The following is a 17,381-nucleotide window of genomic DNA, read 5'->3' on the forward strand; positions in this document are numbered from 1 at the left end:
ACGCGGATTCCGTAATACGCAGGACAACTGTTTCGAAGGACGGGGGCGCAAACGTGTCGTGCTCCACTCGTGCCGAACTAGCCCGCTACTGACATGACTCTGCAAGAAAAAGCCGGCGACCGGCCGGAAAGACAATATACCGAAGATCGGCGCCCCGCCCGGCGCGAAACGACCTCCCACGGGGCAATGCCAGCGTTTGCGCTCGCGCTGCAGAAAGACAATTTCGCGAACGCCAAGGCGAAGGTCGTTCTGCTCATCGAATCGGACACACCGGGGGTGGAAACCACGCGAGTAGTCAAACGTGAAGTCGGTGACTGGACGTGGTTCGACATTGATGCCTGGCAATCAGACTCGGAGCGGTGGTTGACCCGCAGAGGTGTGCCAGAGCGCCGACGCGCAATCGAAATCGCCAGACTGCGGGCCTGGGTCGAAAATGAAGATTAAGGCCCCTCACACTGAGGTGCCCCGCAATTACCCACTTTATCGAGTCACGCAAAATCCTGCCATCCAGTGTTTTGGATCACCCGACCGACCAGCGCTCCGGGCACCACACGCTCTCCATAACGCATCAGGTCACCAATTTTAGAGCACGCTACGCTGCCTCGTTCGCGCCGCTCGCCGACTGACAAAGTTTAAGTAGAACCGTCCAGGAGGCAAGACTTGTACCGGGACGCGAAAGGGCGCTAATCCGAAACACATTCTCAGAACAGCTGCGCCAGAAGTGGCGCCAGATTGTGCCACTTCACCGTGCTCCGAAAGAAGCGTCCGTCTTCGTCAAGTGATTCGATGATCATCCGCTGACCGCGCGCCTCGGCCACTACCCGCACCACACGCTCCCCGTAGCGCATCAGCGCACCGATTTTCGGGCAGACCGACTTTCGTTTCCCGCGTTCCGTATGCCTCATGTGACCTGCCCCCGGTTTTAGTGCGAAGCACAGTTAGAGTCCGAGGTTAAAGATTCCTTCGCCGCATGCGCCTGCGCAAACTGCACCGGCGCAAGATAGCCGAGCGAACTGTGTGGCCGCTCGATGTTGTATTCCACACGCCATTCCTCAATCAAACGCCTGGCGTGGCGCATGGAAACGAACCAATGCTCGTTCAAACATTCATCACGGAATCGCCCGTTGAAGCTCTCAATGTAGGCGTTTTCCACGGGCTTGCCGGGCCGGATGAACGAGAGCGTGACACCGACTTCGTAAGCCCATGCATCCAGCACCTTACCAGCGAACTCCGGACCGTTGTCCACCGTGATGGAAGCTGGTAAGCCTCGCATCTCCCGTAATCGGTCAAGCACCTGCTTAACCCGCAGGCCCGGCAGCGAGGTATCGACCTCGATAGCCAGGCACTCACGCGTGTAATCGTCGACCACGTTCAGGCAACGAAAGCGCCGACCATAGGCCAGCCCGTCGCTGACGAAGTCCATAGACCAACTCTGGTTCGGCCCCGTGGGCACCGGCAGTGGTTTGCGCTCGACAGCAGCAATGCGCTTGCGTCTGCGCTTGCGCACACTCAGCCCCGCCTTGCTGTACAGCCGCCAGACGCGCTTATGGTTTGCCAGCCGGCCCTCGCGTCGTAACAGTACGTGAATCCGGCGATAGCCATAGCGACGCTTTTGCGCCGCGATGACCATCATCCGGCCAGTCAGCTCTTCGTCGGCGACTTTGCGGCGCGATTCATATTGAAACAGCGAACGAGAAATCCCTACCAGCCCGCAGGCCCGGGTGACACCCATGGCGCGTTCGGTCATCAATATCTGGACCGCCTCGCGTTTGGCCTGCGGGCTTGCTATTTTCGCGACAGCAGGTCCTTCAACGCAGAGTTGTCGAGCATCGATTCGGCCAACAGACGCTTGAGCTTGTTGTTCTCCTGCTCCAACTCCTTCAGGCGCTGTGCGTCGGAAACCGTCATGCCGCCGAATTTCGCTTTCCAGTTGTAGTAGGTCGCCTCGGAGATGCCGTGTTTGCGGCACAGTTCCGCTGGCTTCAGGCCTGCCTCGCCTTCCTTCAGCACACCAATAATCTGTTCTTCGGTGAACCGCTTCTTCATGACCGCTCCTTGTTGGAACGGACTCTACACTGTCAGCGTACTAATCTCGGGGAGCAGGTCAGCGCGTTCGTGCGCCCAGCGCGAGGACGCAAGCGAACGCGGCCCTGGATGCGGAGGTAGCCGCCATCCATCGCGCGCATCGCGGCGCCTACGGCCGTGCGCGTATCGTGCGGCAATTGCGAGCCCAAGGTCGGCCGGCGAGCGAAGAGCGCGTGCGGCGTAGTTTGCAGCGCCAGGGCTTGCGCCCGGTCTACAGGCGTGCCTGGCGGGTCACGACGGACTCGACGCACAGCCTTCCCGTAGCGCCGAACCTGCTCGATCGTGGTTTCGACGGCTGGCAGCCTGATCGCGCGTGGGTCAGCGACATCACGTTTGTCAGGACCGGCGAAGGCTGGCTGAATCTTGCGGCGATTCTCGATCTGGGGAGTCGGGGCATAGTGGGCTGGTCAATGTCCGAACGCATCGACGCCGAGCTGGTTTGCCAGGCACTTCGCAGCGCGTGCTGGCAACGCAAACCGGCGCCACGACTACAGTTACATTCCGACAGAGCGGCCCAGTATGCAAGCTGGGCTTACCAAAAGCTGGCCGCCGGATTCAAGGCAACGATCTCCATGAGCCGTCGTGTCAATGCGTGGGATAACGCCCTGATGGAAAGCTTCTTCAGACCCTGAAAGTCGAGAGAATCTATCAGGTTCACTACGAAACGCGAGCGCAGCCTAGTCTGGATATCGTCGACTGGATCGAGGGCTATTACAATCGGGAGCGCCTGCACACCTCGATAGGATTTCTTACTCCCGTCGCTACGAGGCCGCGTTGATCGCTGCATGATCTGCTGTACGTGGAAACGAGGCAGGGTCAAAATTCCGCTGGGTTGTCAGACGTACTCATGCGTGGCTTCACAACTTCCGTCGTCTTCGCATTCGCTTCGAACGTCGGGCCGACATTCACGAAGCACTTCTCGAATTCGGTTGCTCCGTCGTCTGCTGGAACATCTTCAGACGGACGGAGCAGCCTTTTTGAATCCGTCTCTAAGAACTCCCGTTATCGACCCAACTCGGCCGGCCAAAGCATTCATCCGGAATGTCCTCACTCAATGCAGACGTTCGCCGAGTCGCACACCGAGCGGGCGGCATTACTTCATTTGTTTTGAGCAAGGACGTTTTTGCTCGAGCAGTGCCGTTTCGCCAACCGCCGCGAGCGTATGTAGATTGTTCAGGCGGTAATGCTGGCGATGGGCTGCCAAGCCCGTTTCCCTCCCTACCCACTACCTCGCGGTCGAGAATTCTCCGTGTCTAGCGCCCGTCGAAGGAGAGTTGCTGGCGTCCGCATTGTCGGTAGCAAACGCCAACTTGCGGGCCCATTCTTAAGCCAGCCACTGCTTGATGTTGGCCGCCATGACATTTGTCGAAATACCATAGCGGTCGTGGAGCGTCGGCAATGCGCCAGCGTCGAGAAACTCGTCGGGCAGCGCTACCTGTTTGAACGTACACGAAACGCCGGCGCTCAAGAGCGTGGTTGCGACAGCTTCACCCAAACCGCCGATAACCGTATGGTTCTCGGCGACGATGATCATGCGACCGGTTCGCTTTGCCTCGCGGATGATGGTTTCCGTGTCGAGTGGCTTGATGGTCGGGACGTGCAGCACCGCGACGTCCACCTTGTCCGACGCCAGCGCTTTTGCAGTTTCCAGCGCGCGCATTGTCATGATGCCCGACGAGATGATGAGCACGTCGTTGCCATCGCGAAGCATCTTGGCTTTCCCGAGTTCGAACTGATAGTTGTACTCTTCGAGCACCACGGGCACGCTGCCACGCAGAAGTCGCGCATAGACCGGACCCTTGTGCGCGGCGATGGCAGGTACCATCTGTTCAATGTCGAGAGCATCGCACGGGTCAATTACCGTCATGTTCGGCATCGCGCGCATGAGCGCGAGGTCTTCAGCAGCCTGGTGGCTCGGGCCATAACCGGTCGTCAGGCCTGGCAGGGCGCAAACGATTTTGACATCAAGGTTGTCTTCGGCGATGGTCTGGTGAATGAAGTCGTACGCCCGCCGCGTCGCGAATACTGCATAGGTAGTGACGAACGGCTGCGCTCCTTCCTGGGCGAAGCCAGCGGCGGCACCCATGAGAAGTTGCTCTGCCATGCCCATCTGGTAGTAGCGCTCCGGAAACTCCTTCGCGAAGATATGGAGGTCGGTGTACTTGCCCAGGTCGGCCGTCATGCCAATGACATTCGTCTTCGCGCGAGCCAGTTCGACAAGTGCATGCCCGAACGGCGCGGAGCGTGTCACCTGGCCTTCGCCGGCGATGGACGCAATCATCGCCGAGGTCTTCAGACGAGGTTTTTTATCGACGACCGAGTTCATGCTTTGCTCCTTGCAAAAGTTTCATCAAGTGCTTCCAGCGCCAACTTCCATTCATGTGCGTCCACCCGGATGAAGTGGTTCTTCTCCCGTTGCTCGAGGAACGGGACGCCGCAGCCCATCTTCGTGTCGCACACGATGATTCTCGGCTTCGCCTCCTTCAGGTTTCGAGCGTTGTCGAAGGCTGCCTTCACGGCATTGATATCGTTCCCGTTCACGCGTTGTACGTACCAGCCGAACGCATCAAGCTTCGGAACGAGCGGCTCGAAGGCCATGATTTGCGTCGACGGGCCGTCGGCCTGCTGGTTATTGACGTCGACCATCGCAATCAGGTTGTCCAGCTTCCAGTGCGCCGCGGAGAGAAGGCCTTCCCAGACGGCGCCTTCGTCGAGTTCGCCGTCCGAGAAAAGCGTGTACACAAACGACCTGGAGCCTTTGCGCTTGAGTCCCAGACACCGGCCCACGGCAATCGTTAGCCCCTGGCCAAGCGACCCACCGGACATTTCCATCCCCGGTGTGTAGCTCGCCATACCGGACATCGGCAGACGACTGTCGTCACTGCCATAGGTCTCCAGCTCTTCTTCGGGAAGAATGCCAGCTTCGAACAATGCGGCGTAGAGCGCGATTGCGTAATGACCGTTCGACAACAGGAATCGGTCCCGGTCCTCCCAGTCTGGCTCCGCCGCGCGATAGTTCATCGCGCCGAAATATGAAACGGCCAGAACGTCAGCGATGTCGAGCGCCTGGCCGATATAACCTTGGCCCTGTACTTCGCCCATCAGCAAAGCGTTGCGGCGGATGCGGTATGCGCGCTCAGCGAGCGACACATCCTCGATGACGGTTGTACTCATTTACTCGTATCCTTGAAAGAGTTCGTTAGCGATTGACAGTCTTTGCGGGCACGAAGAACACCAACACCGCACCCAGCACGACGGCCGTCGAAATGAAGATGAGGCCTGCTGTTGCCTTGCCGGTAAAGTCGTTGAGCCATCCGACAATGGCGGGCGAGAAGAAGCCCGCCAGATTCGCGAAACAGTTGACCGCGGCAATTCCGGCTGCGGCGGACATGCCGCTGAGAACCGCTGTGGGCAGCGCCCAAAATAGCGACGATGAGGCGAGGATGCCGGCAGCAGCGATGCTTACGCAGACAATCGACGCGCCTACGCTTCCCAACATCGGCAGTGTGGCAAACGCGGTGGCAGAAACCAGCATTGGAATTGCCAGATGCAAACGGCGCTCACGTCGCTTATCGGCGCTACTTCCGAGAAGGGGCAACGCGATGATGGCGCAAAGGTAGGGAATCGCGGTCAGCACACCAACCCACAGCGGGTCGGCAACACCTGTGCGGCGGACAATTGTCGGCAACCAGAACGTCAGTCCGTATTGACCGAGGACCACACAGAAGTAAATTCCAGCCATTAGCCAAAGACGGCGGTCGCGGATGAAGGCACGGATGGACACGTGTTGCGTAGTCGCTGAACGGTCACTTTCCACGTTGCGCTTGAGTAACGCCTTCTCATCGTCTGAAAGCCATTTGGCACTGGCGATGCCGTTGTCGAGATACAGAAAAATTGCGATACCAAGAAGCAACGATGGGAGTGCCTCCAGCATGAAAAGCCACTTCCATCCTGCAAGTCCCTGGGCTCCCTGGAATGAATGCAGAATCCAGCCAGAGAGCGGGCCACCGAGGATGCCGGCCATCGGAATAGCCATGAAGAACATCGAGAGCGCTTTTGCGCGCCTGGCTGCGGGGAACCAGTAGGTCATGTACAAAATCACGCCCGGCGCAAATCCCGCTTCAGCAACGCCGAGCAGAAAGCGCAAAACATAAAATGTAGCGGGCGTTTTCACAAATACAAAGCTCGCGGATATCACCGCCCAGGTCAGCATGATGCGCGCGAGCCAATTTCTTGCGCCAACTTTGTGAAGGATGAGATTGCTCGGTACTTCGAAGAGGAAGTAGCCCAGAAAGAAGATGCCTGCGCCCACGCCATAGATGGTTTCTGAAAAGCGAAGGTCGTTGAGCATCTGCAGCTTTGCGAAACCCACGTTCACCCGGTCGAGATATGCGCCGAGATAGCAAAGCATCAGAAATGGAATCAGACGACGGGCGACCTTTGCGTAGGTTCTCGCCTCGAAGTTCGTTGCATCGCTGGAAGCGGATAGGTCTGCACCTATTCCCGGCGTGGCCAGTCTTGATTTCATGAAATGTCTCCTGTCATCCGAGCCAATCACGGTGATGGGCTCGGCGCCATGTCTCTGAGCCGCTTTTGCGGCAGGACGCCTCGGCTAATCCAAGTGCGTCGTATGCCTCGGCAAAGTCCGAAGCGAACGCTACTTCAGTGAATGAGCATGCCGCCGTTGACGTCGAGCGTGATGCCGGTCAGATACGTGGAGAGGTCGCTCGCCAGGAAGAGGCAGGCGTTGGCGATGTCGTTTGCCTCGCCGAGACGCCCGAGCGGGATGCCCTTGATGATGTCTGCGCGCATCTCAGGGGTCAGCTTGTCTCCCGTGATGTCCGTCTGAATGAGGCCCGGCGTAATGGAGTTGACGCGGATATGGTCTCCTCCGAATTCACGGGCCATCGCCTTGGCAAGCCCGAGAACACCAGCCTTCGCTGCGCTGTAGTGGGGGCCGCCGAAGATGCCGCCGCCGCGTTGCGCGGATACGGATGACATGCACACGATGCTGCCCCGTTGCTGCTTTTTCATGTGGGGGATGACCGCCTGCGACATGTACAGAGTGCCCAGAAGGCTGACGCCGACAACCGCGTCGAAGTTGTTCTTGGAGATTTCGAGTGTCTTGATGGGCTGCGTAATCCCGGCGTTGTTTATCAACGCGTCGATTCGGCCGTATTTAGCAGCGACTGCATCTGCTGCGGCTACGCAGGCTTCCTTGTCGGTGACGTCGCACGCCAGACCGAGATGACCTTCCCCGAGGTCACGCGCAGCGCTTTCCGCGTCCGCCAGGTTCAGGTCCAGAATCGCGATGCGCGCGCCTTGCGCAGCCATCGCCTTTGCCGTCGCTTTACCGATGCCGCGTGCCGATGCCGCGCCCGTGACGATCACGACTTGATTCTCGAGCAACATGTGGGTGTCTCCATTGATGAACTAGGTGTAGGCGAAGTTTGTCCGCCGGCGAACCTTGCATCAACGCAGTTCCCCTCAACCGTAGCTGAGAAATTTTCAGCCCCTAGGGTTATCCCTGCGAGCCCACCTTGCAGCGTTCAATTTCATCTTCAATCCAGGTCAAAAATTTTGCAACTCGGGGCAATTCGGCGTTCTGGCTAGGGTAAACGAGATGATGTGCGCCAACCTCGACCGAATGGCTATTGTCGAAGACCTGCACAAGTGCGCCGTCCTTTATCTTTTGCGAAGCCATCATCACGCTTTCCAGAGCAATTCCGAGCCCTAGCGAAGCTGTCTCGATGGACATGTAGGAACGGTCGAACGAGAAGTCGAACGTCTTGTTCGCACCAGCAACCCCGGCCCGCCCAAACCATTGGCGCCACTGAACGAGAGGTGTCTCCGAATAGACGAGCCGCTGGGCCAGCAGGTCATCTGGAGTCTTCACCGGATGCCGCTCGAGATAGGCGGGCGACGCCAGCGGGGCAATGAATTCGCCCCGGACCGTGCGCACTTCAAGGTTGCTCCATTCTCCATAGCCATGACGAATGTCGATGTCGTAATACCCGTTCGAAAACGATACGTTTTCGTACGAGCAGGCGACGTTCAACTGAACATCGCCATTTGCTTCCTGAAATGAGGGTAGCCGCGGCAATAGCCACATCAGGCCGAAACTCGGGCTCGAATGCACGCGCAGGATGTCGACTTCCTTCTGACTCGAGGCACGCTCAGTTGCCCGGCTGAGGTCTGCCAGCGAGCCCGTGACATCCGCCAGATAGCGTTCGCCCGTTGGCGTGAGGACGAGACCACGCCCTGTCCGTTGAAACAGGGATTGGCCAATCATTGACTCGAGATTGCTTAGCTGATGGCTCACGGCCGACGCTGTGAGGTCAAGCTCTTCTGCTGCCCGATTAACGCTCTTCGTGCGTGCGATGCTCTCGAAGGCGATGATGGCCTTCAACGGAGGAATTCTCATGGTCAAATTTTTTCAGCCGCGGTTGAACAAAACTGCATTGCCTTCGGACTGGGGTCGCTGCCATCTTCGACATCAAGCGATACGGACACGAAAGCTGATGAAATGTTACCCGTGTCAGGCACGCCTGGTGGCCTAAAGTCTTGCCTCATATAAATATTGCGCGGTGCAGCAACCGCTCAGGAGACGTTCATGGATTACCTGACTTCCCCTTCCCGTAAGCAATCGCTCCTTCACGACAAGGCCGTACGGAGCTAGCGCGGACGACCATGGCCGAGTTCGGCACGGCGCATTCCCAGCTACTCGGTTAAGCCTTCAGAAAATGTGACTGGCTGCCAACCGCTCTTGCGGCTGGCAGTTGGAGACGTTCGTTCGCAGTTTTCGCGACGGAGATTTACCTCATTACGGCTTCGGCAACACCAGCCAGTGCACAGATCATGACGACCGCAAGTGGAGGAATCTTCCAGCGCGTCAACAGGAAAAAGCCAATCGTTGCGATGGCGAAGTCGATCTCGGAGTGAACAGCGCTGGTCCAGACGGGCGAGTAAAACGCTGTTGCCAGTAGTCCGACGACCGCTGCGTTCACACCGGAAAGGACGGCCGCCATTGACGGACGGGCGCGTAACGCTTGCCAGTACGGCAGCGCGGCAAGAACGAGCAGCAGCCCTGGCAGAAAGATGCCTGCGGTGGCCAGGAGTGCCCCAACCCAGTGATTCGGTGTCTCCGACATAATCCAGCCCAGAAAAGCGGCGAATGTGAAGAGGGGGCCTGGGACTGCCTGCGCGGCGCCATAACCAGCGAGAAAGTCATTCGACGATACCCAGCCCGTTGTGACCGTTTGCTGCTGCAGGAGCGGCAGTACCACATGACCGCCGCCGAAGACTAGCGCGCCGGAGCGATAGAAGCCTTCAAAAACGCTGATGGCATGGCCAGCGCCCAGGTGCGCCAATACCGGAAGCCCAAAGAGCAGTACGCAGAACAGCACCAGCGCTATGCCCCCCGCTGCGCGCGAGACGCGGAATTCATGTGCGTGTTGCCTTACGCCGACCGTGCTTGTCGAGGCCGTGGTTTGGCAAAATACGAAGCCGAGTGCCGCGCCCAGGGCGATCACGATGAGTTGTGCGTACACGGTCGTTAGGACACTGAGAACGGCCAGCGCAGCAAGCGCGATGGTGGCGCGGCGGTGATCCGGACACAGGCGCCGGGCCATGTCCCACACAGCTTGCGCCACAACAGCGACAGCAACGAGTTTCAGGCCATGAATCAGCCCTTCGCCGACCGGTCCGCCCAGGCTCGGTGCAATTGCCGCGAAAGCGAGCAGCAGCAAGACGGAGGGAAGCGTGAACCCGCACCAGGCGGCAAGTCCACCGAGCCACCCTGCCCTGAGCAGGCCAATGGAAAATCCAACCTGGCTGCTGGCTGGTCCCGGAAGGAACTGGCATAGGCCAACCAAGTCTGTAAACGTCTCATCATCAAGCCATCGACGTCGCTCGACGAATTCTCGGCGGAAGTAGCCAATGTGAGCTATGGGGCCGCCGAAACAAGTCACTCCTAGCCTGAGAAAGACCGCAAGAACTTCTGGCGCGGTGCCGCTTCGGGCTGGGCTCGATGAGGTCATGCCAGTTTCCATATGATCCTGAAATTCGGTGATTACGGCTTGCCGCGAGCGATGATTCGTAAGTTGGGGCGTCTTCGAACGGTTCTCCACGATCCACCACAACTGGTGAAAGCACGATAACCGCGTCTGATAACATCACCCCAACAACAAAGCCCAGAATTCTACCGGCACGCCGGAGGGCTGACGGCACACATCAACACCGCGAAATGACGGAACGCTTACAGGTGGGAGCCGACGTCTGAATGTCCGGATATCGGTGTGCCTGAGCGGCGGCTTGTGGCCGGCTAGCGCCTGACGTAGCGTCCGAGACCGGCCACACACAGCAGCGTGCACTGGTCGACATCGCCGCAAAAGCGCGGCTCAGTCGCTAACAGATATTAGCGATACCGCCGCGTTTTTCGACGAAACTGCACTCGCGCTGATCGAGCCGCGGGAATTCCGGTCGCGGCTTTTTCGATGCGGAGTGGCAGATTTAATGCGGACGGAGCCGAAGTGACGTTTTTATAGCGCTTCGAGTGGAAGCAAAATTGTCACTTCGGCGACTCAGAACGCCGTACGGTCGAACCGTCGCCGGTGACATTTATTGCGTCCTACGTCCGAGCATTGCAACTACTGGCGCGGAGTGCCCTGAAATGCGGCGACAGCAGCCTTTGTCGCCGGCGCCTGTGAGCTTCCGGTGTCGACCCTGTATAGCGGACAGTTGATCGAATAACGTATCAAAGGCGTCCGTCGATCGAAAGCCGCCGGTTGGCCTGCGCTGCTACGAGAGGACACCAAGCGGGCGTCGTCTCGCCACGGACTGCTGCGTTAAAATTCGGCGCGGGGAAAGCTGTATGCGCATACAAACCGGGGGAAGAATGGCGTCAGCAACGTGGTGCAAGTTGGAGCAGAGTGAGATCGACGTTCAGGAGGCGATTCGACTGAGGCAGATCGCCCGCGCGGACGGACGGCCTATGCCAGCGTTCACATGTACAGAATGCGGTCGCCCAGTGCGCCCACATGAAGGCGGCGGCCACACTCCGGCTCACTTTGAACATTTGCGCCGCAACATGCATTGCTCTTTGAGCCACAAGCCGAAGCACCAAAAACCATTGATCGACACGGCGGAACTGGCGCGCTTGACTGCTGGAGGGGACGACTATATCCGCACCAAGGATGGGGCGGTCAAAGGGCTTGCACTTCGCCTTGATTTGAACGAAGGGGCGCCTGAGGTCATTGTTGTTGGGAAGGGGCCGCGCATCGAACATCGCGCGAGGCTGTTGCTTGGTACTCCGCACGCTGTTCCCACTTACGTAAAGCGGGCAACCAATGCGTGGGAGTACCTCGGTGAATACAGAGCAACGGCCTACCGGACCGATAGGTCGGCGATCGACCAGTACTGTGGCGAGCGCACCGTCGGCGACATCGCAGGTATTTTGTTTCTCGAATGCGCCGACGCTGTTTCTGTAACCGTACGCGGCGGTGGGTTCGCCGACCCGCAAACCAGACGGGAAATTGAGCTGGCTGCGGTTCAATACGTTACACGAGAGTTGGAACTCCGAGGTTTTACGGTGGAGGACCGTCAGCGGGAGAACTGCGGTTATGATCTGCTCGCTCGACGTGGAAAGGAGGAGCTTCTCTATGAAGTGAAGGGCACAGATGCGATCTCCCCGCGCTTCTTCATCTCTCGAAACGAGCGGAACTGCTCAAGGCTGAATGAAAATTGGCGTCTCGCGGTTGTTACATCTGCGCGTGCTACTCCGACGCTACACATTCTGACACCGGAGGAAATGGAAGATCAGTTCACGTTCGAATGCCTCGCTTGGGAATGCACGATAGAAATGCCGACAGCCTGAGGCGCGACGGCGGACAGCACATACCGCGCGAACTTCCGGTGGCGACCCAACTCGGCCAATCGAAATCCGTGCCGCCCCAATGGTCGTTTCCGGATTTGAGGCGGTCGTTGAGCGTGACAGCGTACACTCTGCCAACAATCAAAACCGAGGGCGCATATGGCAGGCGAGTTCGAAGAGATCGCTCATTCAGGCGGCAAGGTAACGATCCACATCATCGACGACGCAAACGGACGTCGGGGCTACCAAATGTCGTACCAATCGATGCGCCCCGTCCCGATGGCACTGACCGGCGTATATGCGTTAGGGCAGTCGGGAATGCCCGTCGCGACGTACAATATCGCTGGGAAGGACAGCGCACCCTTCCCCGGCTGCGTGCCTGTGATGGTGGCGTCCGATAGTGAGGGAAAGTTCGGCCACCACTGCCCTGCGTGTGACGGCTACTGGCGCAGCGGGCCGTGGGCCAACGTGTGCCCCTACTGCGCAGTCCAGGCGCAACCGTACGAGTTCCTGTCCCACGCTCAATTCCGTTATGTACGTCACTATTGTGAGGTTTTCGCAGAGGCCATAAACGCAGACGAGCCGGGTGAAGTGACGATTGACATGGACGCCGTCGCCGACGCAGTGCAGTCGACGGGCGAGAAGCCCGCATTCTATGTCTCTGAACAGAGCCAGCAACACAAATTCAAGTGCACAGCTTGCGATGAGTTCAATGACATTCTCGGGCGCTTCGGGTTCTGCACACTTTGCGGCACGCGCAACGACCTCACGGAGTTCGAGGGCCGTATCGTACTGGCCATGCGCGATCGGCTGAACGCAGGTGCCCTCCCTTCAGACTGCGTGCGCGATGGCGTTGCTGCGCTCGACACATTTATCGCCCAATACGCCAAGGCACTGGCGATGCTGGTGCCGATGATTGAGCGGCGGCAGAAGCGGCTGACGGGTGGGCGCTTCCATGACCTAGTCGAAGTGCGCGACGTGTTCTCCAAGTTCTGTGGTATCGACATCTGCGCGGGCATGCCAGGCGACGAGATAGAGTTCGCGACGCGCATGTTCCACCGCCGACACGTCTACGAACACAACGGCGGCGAGGTGGATCAACGGTACCTCGACGAGAGCGGCGACAAGACGGTGCGTTTGAAGCAGCACATCCAGGAAACTCTGCAGGATGGCCATCGGCTAACGAACTCGCTGGTCAAGATGGCACGGAATCTACACAAAGGCTTTCACGAAATCATCCCGCCACTACCTAAGCCGATCGAAGCGCACGAATCCAGGAAGGCGCGAATTGCTGATCGAAGTGCACCTAACCGGGCGCGCCCGGCGGGCGGGTGACATACGTCGAACGCTACATGCACTATTTCGAGGGCCGGGCCAATTCATGGCAGTGGTCGGCATCCGACCTTTCATAACGTTGTCCAGCTTACTTTTTCGCAACCACCTGCGCGCGAAGCAGACATAGTGCGCTTCGTCATGCGACTTCGTCGAGCAAGGAAATCAGATGGCGCTGCAATTCCACGCGGCACGCCATGAATCCGGTGACGATCTGGTCGACCATCGCGAGCCGCACATACGTCTTCGGGTTATCCAAGACCTTGACGTTTTTCTTGACCAGCAGGAGGTCGTACCTGCCGTCGCTCGCGTCGATGGCAAGGTAGAATGCGCCCACGTGCTGCACGAAGTTTCGGCTGCTGGACAACTGCACGATCCACTCTGACTTGATGCCCTTCTGCTGCATCCAGTCGTTTATCAGACGCTTGCGTTGCTCATCAGTGATTGGCTTGCCAACATGCTCGTGTATTGCGTGCATGAACTTCTTCATCGCGTCGATGCTGGCATCGAGCTCCGAGACAAGGGTGTGCAGGTCTGCGATCACCAGGTACTTCAGGTCGTTGTTAACTGGCAGGGCGACGCCCTCGTGGTCGGACGTGAATATATGCTCGTCCTTCGCGTTGGCAATGATGTCCTTCGCCAGTGCGCCGAAATCATCCTGTAGGCGCTTCGTGATACGCGGCAGCAGGTTCAATCGGGTGGTAATGGCAAGTCCAGCGTCGCCAATCGTGGACGGAAGTGGCGGCATGCGCTTCTGATCGGCAGCCCGATGCCATGCGGTGTAGATCGGCAACACCCACTGGTCGCTGCCAAGCTCCTGGATATGCAGCCACTTCGAAATCTTCATGTCTCTCACCCCCCGGTTCGCTATGCTCGAAGTTTACTTCGTGGGCGCTGCTCGGTGAGAGGTTCCGGGAGGCGTGAGTGCTTCGTGTGTGACGCGGCCTACGTACCTTTGTGCGCTTGCTGCTTGGCCGATGCGTAATGTGTGTCGAACCTACACACCTTGAAATCGCCTGTTAAAATGTACGGGAAAGGCTCGATCTGTTTGCCCGCGCCGACCACGCCTTTCATAACCGTCGGCGCAACTTCCTCCTAGAAAGGTCTGCTACAGGATTTGGAACGGCCGTTCGGGTGGCAATGCGAACGTCCGAGAGCGGCCACTCACGGCGGCATGCACGCGTCGATATCGCCCCCAAAGTGCGGACCAGTCGCTAACGGATATTAGCGATATAGCTGCGTTTTTCAACGAAAGTGCACACACGCTGATCGAGCCGCCGGAACTCCGCCCTGCCTCACTGCGAGGCGAAGTGTCGAATTTAATACGGACTGAGCTGAAGTGACGTTTTTATTGCGCTTGCAGTGGAAGCAAAAGTGTCACTTTTGCGGGGTAAAGCGCCGTCTGGTAGGAATCGCGCCAGTGACACTTTTATTGCGTCCTACGGCTGGGCTGCACTTGCCTGGTAGCGGGCAGGAAAAGACGCGTTCGCATGTTTGCGCTTCTTCCCGGGCGCGGCCTAGCGGCTCTCAGAATGACGTGATTCATCGGAGTGAAAATGACTTCTCGCACAGAGGACGCCTAGTCGTCCTGTTCAATATCGACGCCGAAATCAGGCACCTACGAAGCTGGCTTGACGCCTCCGAAAACGGCACCAGCCGTTCGATGGAGCGTTCAGGTGAAGGCCTCGCAGCGCTGCAGGAGCAACTACGAACAGCGCAGTTGCGGCGCGAAGAGCAGCTTATTACTGCTGCACCTTCTCGCTAAATTCTTACGTTAGCCGCAGTCCGCAGGTGGCGTATGTCGGTGCGGACGATAAACGTGCCACAACGCGGTCGCTTGGCCGGTGTCGAAAGATTGGAATGTAGAGCTGGAGCCCATCCTGTTCGTCAACACCTTGGAGACCTGGCGCAAAGGGGGGCGTTCATGTAGACATTTTTATAGCGTCCTCCGTCACGCCGGCTTTTGTCAGAGCTCGTCCGCTTTCTTCTCGCGAAGCGTCGCCGCTTTCAAGTCGGGCATTTCTCGCTCAAATAGCGCTTCCAACTCCGGTATTACCGTTATCTCGCCGCCCGTCGCCTTGTAGCGCTCGCGCATTGCCGCGATTTCTTTGGTGAATGTGCTTCGTGACGCTTCAAGCTGCACTGTCCCGCCATTCCCCGCTTTGATGTCTTCGCGGATACTGTCGGCAACCGCGAGCGCCTTCAGGCCATAAAAGGCTAGGCGCTCCAGTTCGTATCGATACTGATCTGCCGTGTCTGCCCACAGACCGGTGCGGTTGATCCAATCCCCCGTATCATCGTATTCGCGGCTCAGCGCCTTTATAGGGGCGACGAAAGGAACTGGTAGCTCCACCCATTTTGGAGCCGGCTCGAACTTGAACGGGATACTGCGCTGGACGTTCGAGAACGCCTCTGGAACATGGCGGTAATGCTCCTCCATGCATTCTTCGATGTCATACATGAAGTTGGCACAGCGGTTCGCAAAGGATTCGAGCTGATCCATGATCTCCAGCTTGACGTGGGCGACCACCTGCCCTTTTTTTTCTTTTTCGCGCACCGCATCGACAATCTTTAACAACCAGTTGGAGATCGCGCTGATAACTTGCCCAATCACCGCGCCAATCACCGCGCTCGACGCGACCAGCGCAACCCAACCTGTAGGGGTTGCTTGAGCCACTTGAGCCACTTGCTGCACCATTGGTCCTGCCATAACTCCTCCCCAATTCTTGCCATTTTAATCAGTCAAGACTGCTTCTGACGCTCGCCACAGATACGACCCGCAACGAAGTTGCTCGTATCTGCGGGGAGCGTGAACTTGGAGCGGCCCCCTGAATTTCCGGACACAGTCTCCCGCTTAAACTAACGGGTAGGCATAGGACTGTGTTAATGGGATGGTCGCCCCCGCCTCCGCGGCAAGAGTACGCTATGGAGGCAATCACCAAGGGGAACCATCATGGAAGAAGTAACGCTTGTCGGAATCGATCTTGGTAAGCATTCGTTCCACCTGCATGCCCAAGACCGAAAGGGCAAAGAGATCTTTCGCCGGAAGGTAACACGCCGACAGCTCGTTGAGCTGTTCGTAAACTTTCCTGCGTGCACGATTGCTATGGAGGCGTGCGCCGGCGCGCATTTCATGGCTCGCACATTGGCTGGTTTCGGCCATCAAGTCAGGCTGATTGCGCCACACCTCGTTCGGCCATTCGTCAAAAGCAATAAAAACGATTTCGCCGATGCCGAGGCGATCTGCGAAGCTGCCTCGCGCCCGTCCATGCGATTCGTTACACCTCGAACCGAACCGCAGCAGACACTTTCGGCACTCCATCGAGTTCGAGAATCATTCGTGCGTGAGCGCGTATGCACTGGAAACCAGGTTCACGGAATTCTCTTGGAATTCGGTATCAGCCTGCCGGTAGGCTGCACTGTGCTGAAGCGACTGCCAGCAATCATCGCGCAATACTCACTTCCTCCCCGCCTCGTGTTGCTGCTTGAACGGCTTCACGCCCACTACAAGTATCTCGACGAACAGATTGCGGAACTCGACAAGGATCTGGCTCGTCAGTTGGGTGAAGATGATCTCGGGCAGCGGCTTTTGACCATACCCGGTGTCGGCCCAATCACTGCAAGCGTGCTATCAAGCGAGGTCGGAGACGGGAAACAGTACCGGAGCAGTCGAGACTTCGCTGCATCAATTGGCCTTGTTCCGCGTCAGCACAGTACAGGTGGAAAGGCGAATCTGCTCGGCATTAGCAAGCGAGGGGACAAGAACATCAGGCGCTTGCTCGTACAGTGTGCCCGTTCTTATATGCGCGACGTCGCAAGGAGGACTGGCCCTCTGGCTGATTGGGTACGCACGCTACTCGCTCGACGACACTCGAGTGTTGTGGCCTGTGCGCTGGCCAACAAACTGGCGAGGATCGCATGGGCGATAGCTGCACGACACACGGTTTTCGAAATGGCTGGATACCAATTAAAGAAGGGTTGAACAAACTCAATAGCGTTTTACCAACCATCTGGTTTTGCGATCGCTGGAAATTGATGACGTGAACGGCATACCGGCCTGAACGAACAACCCGATAGTCACGAAGGCTCCAAA

At 58.1% G+C, this 17,381-nt stretch carries 14 protein-coding genes and 2 pseudogenes; 6 read left to right on the forward strand and 10 right to left on the reverse strand.

Annotated elements, in window-relative coordinates; translation table 11 throughout:
- Positions 1 to 93 precede the first annotated feature (93 nt).
- The gene (locus G5S35_RS38315; protein WP_146230156.1) at positions 94 to 444 is read left to right on the forward strand and encodes a hypothetical protein; all 351 of its coding nucleotides are present in this window, start codon (positions 94 to 96) and stop codon (positions 442 to 444) included.
- Positions 445 to 701: 257 nt separating this feature from the next.
- On the opposite strand, the gene G5S35_RS38320 is transcribed toward G5S35_RS38315, so the two are convergent.
- Positions 702 to 905: a hypothetical protein gene (locus tag G5S35_RS38320; protein ID WP_183040866.1), complete on the reverse strand. Its 204-nt coding sequence runs from the start codon at positions 903 to 905 to the stop codon at positions 702 to 704.
- A gap of 17 nt (positions 906 to 922) precedes the next feature.
- Positions 923 to 2,046, reverse strand: a protein-coding gene (locus G5S35_RS38325) for an IS3 family transposase (protein ID WP_202035068.1) whose coding sequence is annotated in 2 segments (ribosomal slippage) — positions 923 to 1,788 and positions 1,788 to 2,046 — 1,125 coding nt in all. Because the reading frame shifts where the segments join, the coding sequence is not laid out codon by codon here.
- A gap of 62 nt (positions 2,047 to 2,108) precedes the next feature.
- Between G5S35_RS38325 and G5S35_RS38330 the strand changes: the two are divergent.
- Both G5S35_RS38330 and G5S35_RS38335 read left to right on the forward strand, forming a co-directional pair.
- Positions 2,109 to 2,874: pseudogene (locus G5S35_RS38330) on the forward strand (IS3 family transposase); the annotation flags it as partial.
- 3 nt (positions 2,875 to 2,877) lie between these two features.
- A pseudogene (locus tag G5S35_RS38335) lies at positions 2,878 to 3,066 on the forward strand (IS5/IS1182 family transposase); the annotation flags it as partial.
- A 343-nt stretch (positions 3,067 to 3,409) separates the two neighbouring features.
- On the opposite strand, the gene G5S35_RS38340 reads toward G5S35_RS38335, so the two are convergent.
- The 6 genes from G5S35_RS38340 to chrA form a co-directional block, all read right to left on the reverse strand.
- Positions 3,410 to 4,411, reverse strand: coding sequence for a transketolase family protein (locus tag G5S35_RS38340; RefSeq protein WP_110330094.1), 1,002 nt, complete (start codon positions 4,409 to 4,411; stop codon positions 3,410 to 3,412).
- Positions 4,408 to 5,259: a transketolase gene (locus G5S35_RS38345; RefSeq protein WP_110330095.1), complete on the reverse strand. Its 852-nt coding sequence runs from the start codon at positions 5,257 to 5,259 to the stop codon at positions 4,408 to 4,410. The genes G5S35_RS38340 and G5S35_RS38345 overlap by 4 nt, the downstream gene beginning before the upstream one ends.
- Positions 5,260 to 5,284: 25 nt before the next feature.
- Positions 5,285 to 6,613: an MFS transporter gene (locus tag G5S35_RS38350; protein ID WP_110330096.1), complete on the reverse strand. Its 1,329-nt coding sequence runs from the start codon at positions 6,611 to 6,613 to the stop codon at positions 5,285 to 5,287.
- A 134-nt stretch (positions 6,614 to 6,747) separates the two neighbouring features.
- Positions 6,748 to 7,497: an SDR family NAD(P)-dependent oxidoreductase gene (locus G5S35_RS38355; protein WP_110330097.1), complete on the reverse strand. Its 750-nt coding sequence runs from the start codon at positions 7,495 to 7,497 to the stop codon at positions 6,748 to 6,750.
- A 109-nt stretch (positions 7,498 to 7,606) separates the two neighbouring features.
- Positions 7,607 to 8,509: a LysR substrate-binding domain-containing protein gene (locus G5S35_RS38360; RefSeq protein WP_183040712.1), complete on the reverse strand. Its 903-nt coding sequence runs from the start codon at positions 8,507 to 8,509 to the stop codon at positions 7,607 to 7,609.
- Positions 8,510 to 8,900: 391 nt separating this feature from the next.
- The gene (gene chrA / locus G5S35_RS38365) at positions 8,901 to 10,136 is read right to left on the reverse strand and encodes a chromate efflux transporter (RefSeq protein WP_183040713.1); all 1,236 of its coding nucleotides are present in this window, start codon (positions 10,134 to 10,136) and stop codon (positions 8,901 to 8,903) included.
- 1,049 nt (positions 10,137 to 11,185) lie between these two features.
- On the opposite strand from chrA, the gene G5S35_RS38370 reads away from it, so the two are divergent.
- Positions 11,186 to 11,959, forward strand: a complete 774-nt coding sequence (locus tag G5S35_RS38370; RefSeq protein ID WP_181441153.1) for a protein NO VEIN domain-containing protein — start codon at positions 11,186 to 11,188, stop codon at positions 11,957 to 11,959.
- A gap of 156 nt (positions 11,960 to 12,115) precedes the next feature.
- A complete protein-coding gene (locus G5S35_RS38375) occupies positions 12,116 to 13,291 on the forward strand; it encodes a hypothetical protein (protein ID WP_183040714.1) in 1,176 nt (391 codons plus the stop codon).
- Positions 13,292 to 13,427: 136 nt separating this feature from the next.
- On the opposite strand, the gene G5S35_RS38380 is transcribed toward G5S35_RS38375, so the two are convergent.
- On the reverse strand, positions 13,428 to 14,135 hold the full coding sequence (locus G5S35_RS38380; RefSeq protein ID WP_183040715.1) for a hypothetical protein: 708 nt from the start codon (positions 14,133 to 14,135) through the stop codon (positions 13,428 to 13,430).
- Positions 14,136 to 15,254: 1,119 nt separating this feature from the next.
- Positions 15,255 to 15,986 carry a hypothetical protein gene (locus G5S35_RS38385; RefSeq protein WP_183040716.1) on the reverse strand — a complete coding sequence of 244 codons (732 nt, stop codon included), beginning with the start codon at positions 15,984 to 15,986 and terminating at the stop codon, positions 15,255 to 15,257.
- Positions 15,987 to 16,241: 255 nt separating this feature from the next.
- Here G5S35_RS38385 and G5S35_RS38390 point away from each other — a divergent pair, with 255 nt between their 5' ends.
- On the forward strand, positions 16,242 to 17,270 hold the full coding sequence (locus G5S35_RS38390) for an IS110 family RNA-guided transposase (RefSeq protein ID WP_110329834.1): 1,029 nt from the start codon (positions 16,242 to 16,244) through the stop codon (positions 17,268 to 17,270).
- Positions 17,271 to 17,381: the final 111 nt, after the last annotated feature.

Source organism: Paraburkholderia tropica, from assembly GCF_014171495.1.
GTDB classification, from domain to species: domain Bacteria; phylum Pseudomonadota; class Gammaproteobacteria; order Burkholderiales; family Burkholderiaceae; genus Paraburkholderia; species Paraburkholderia tropica.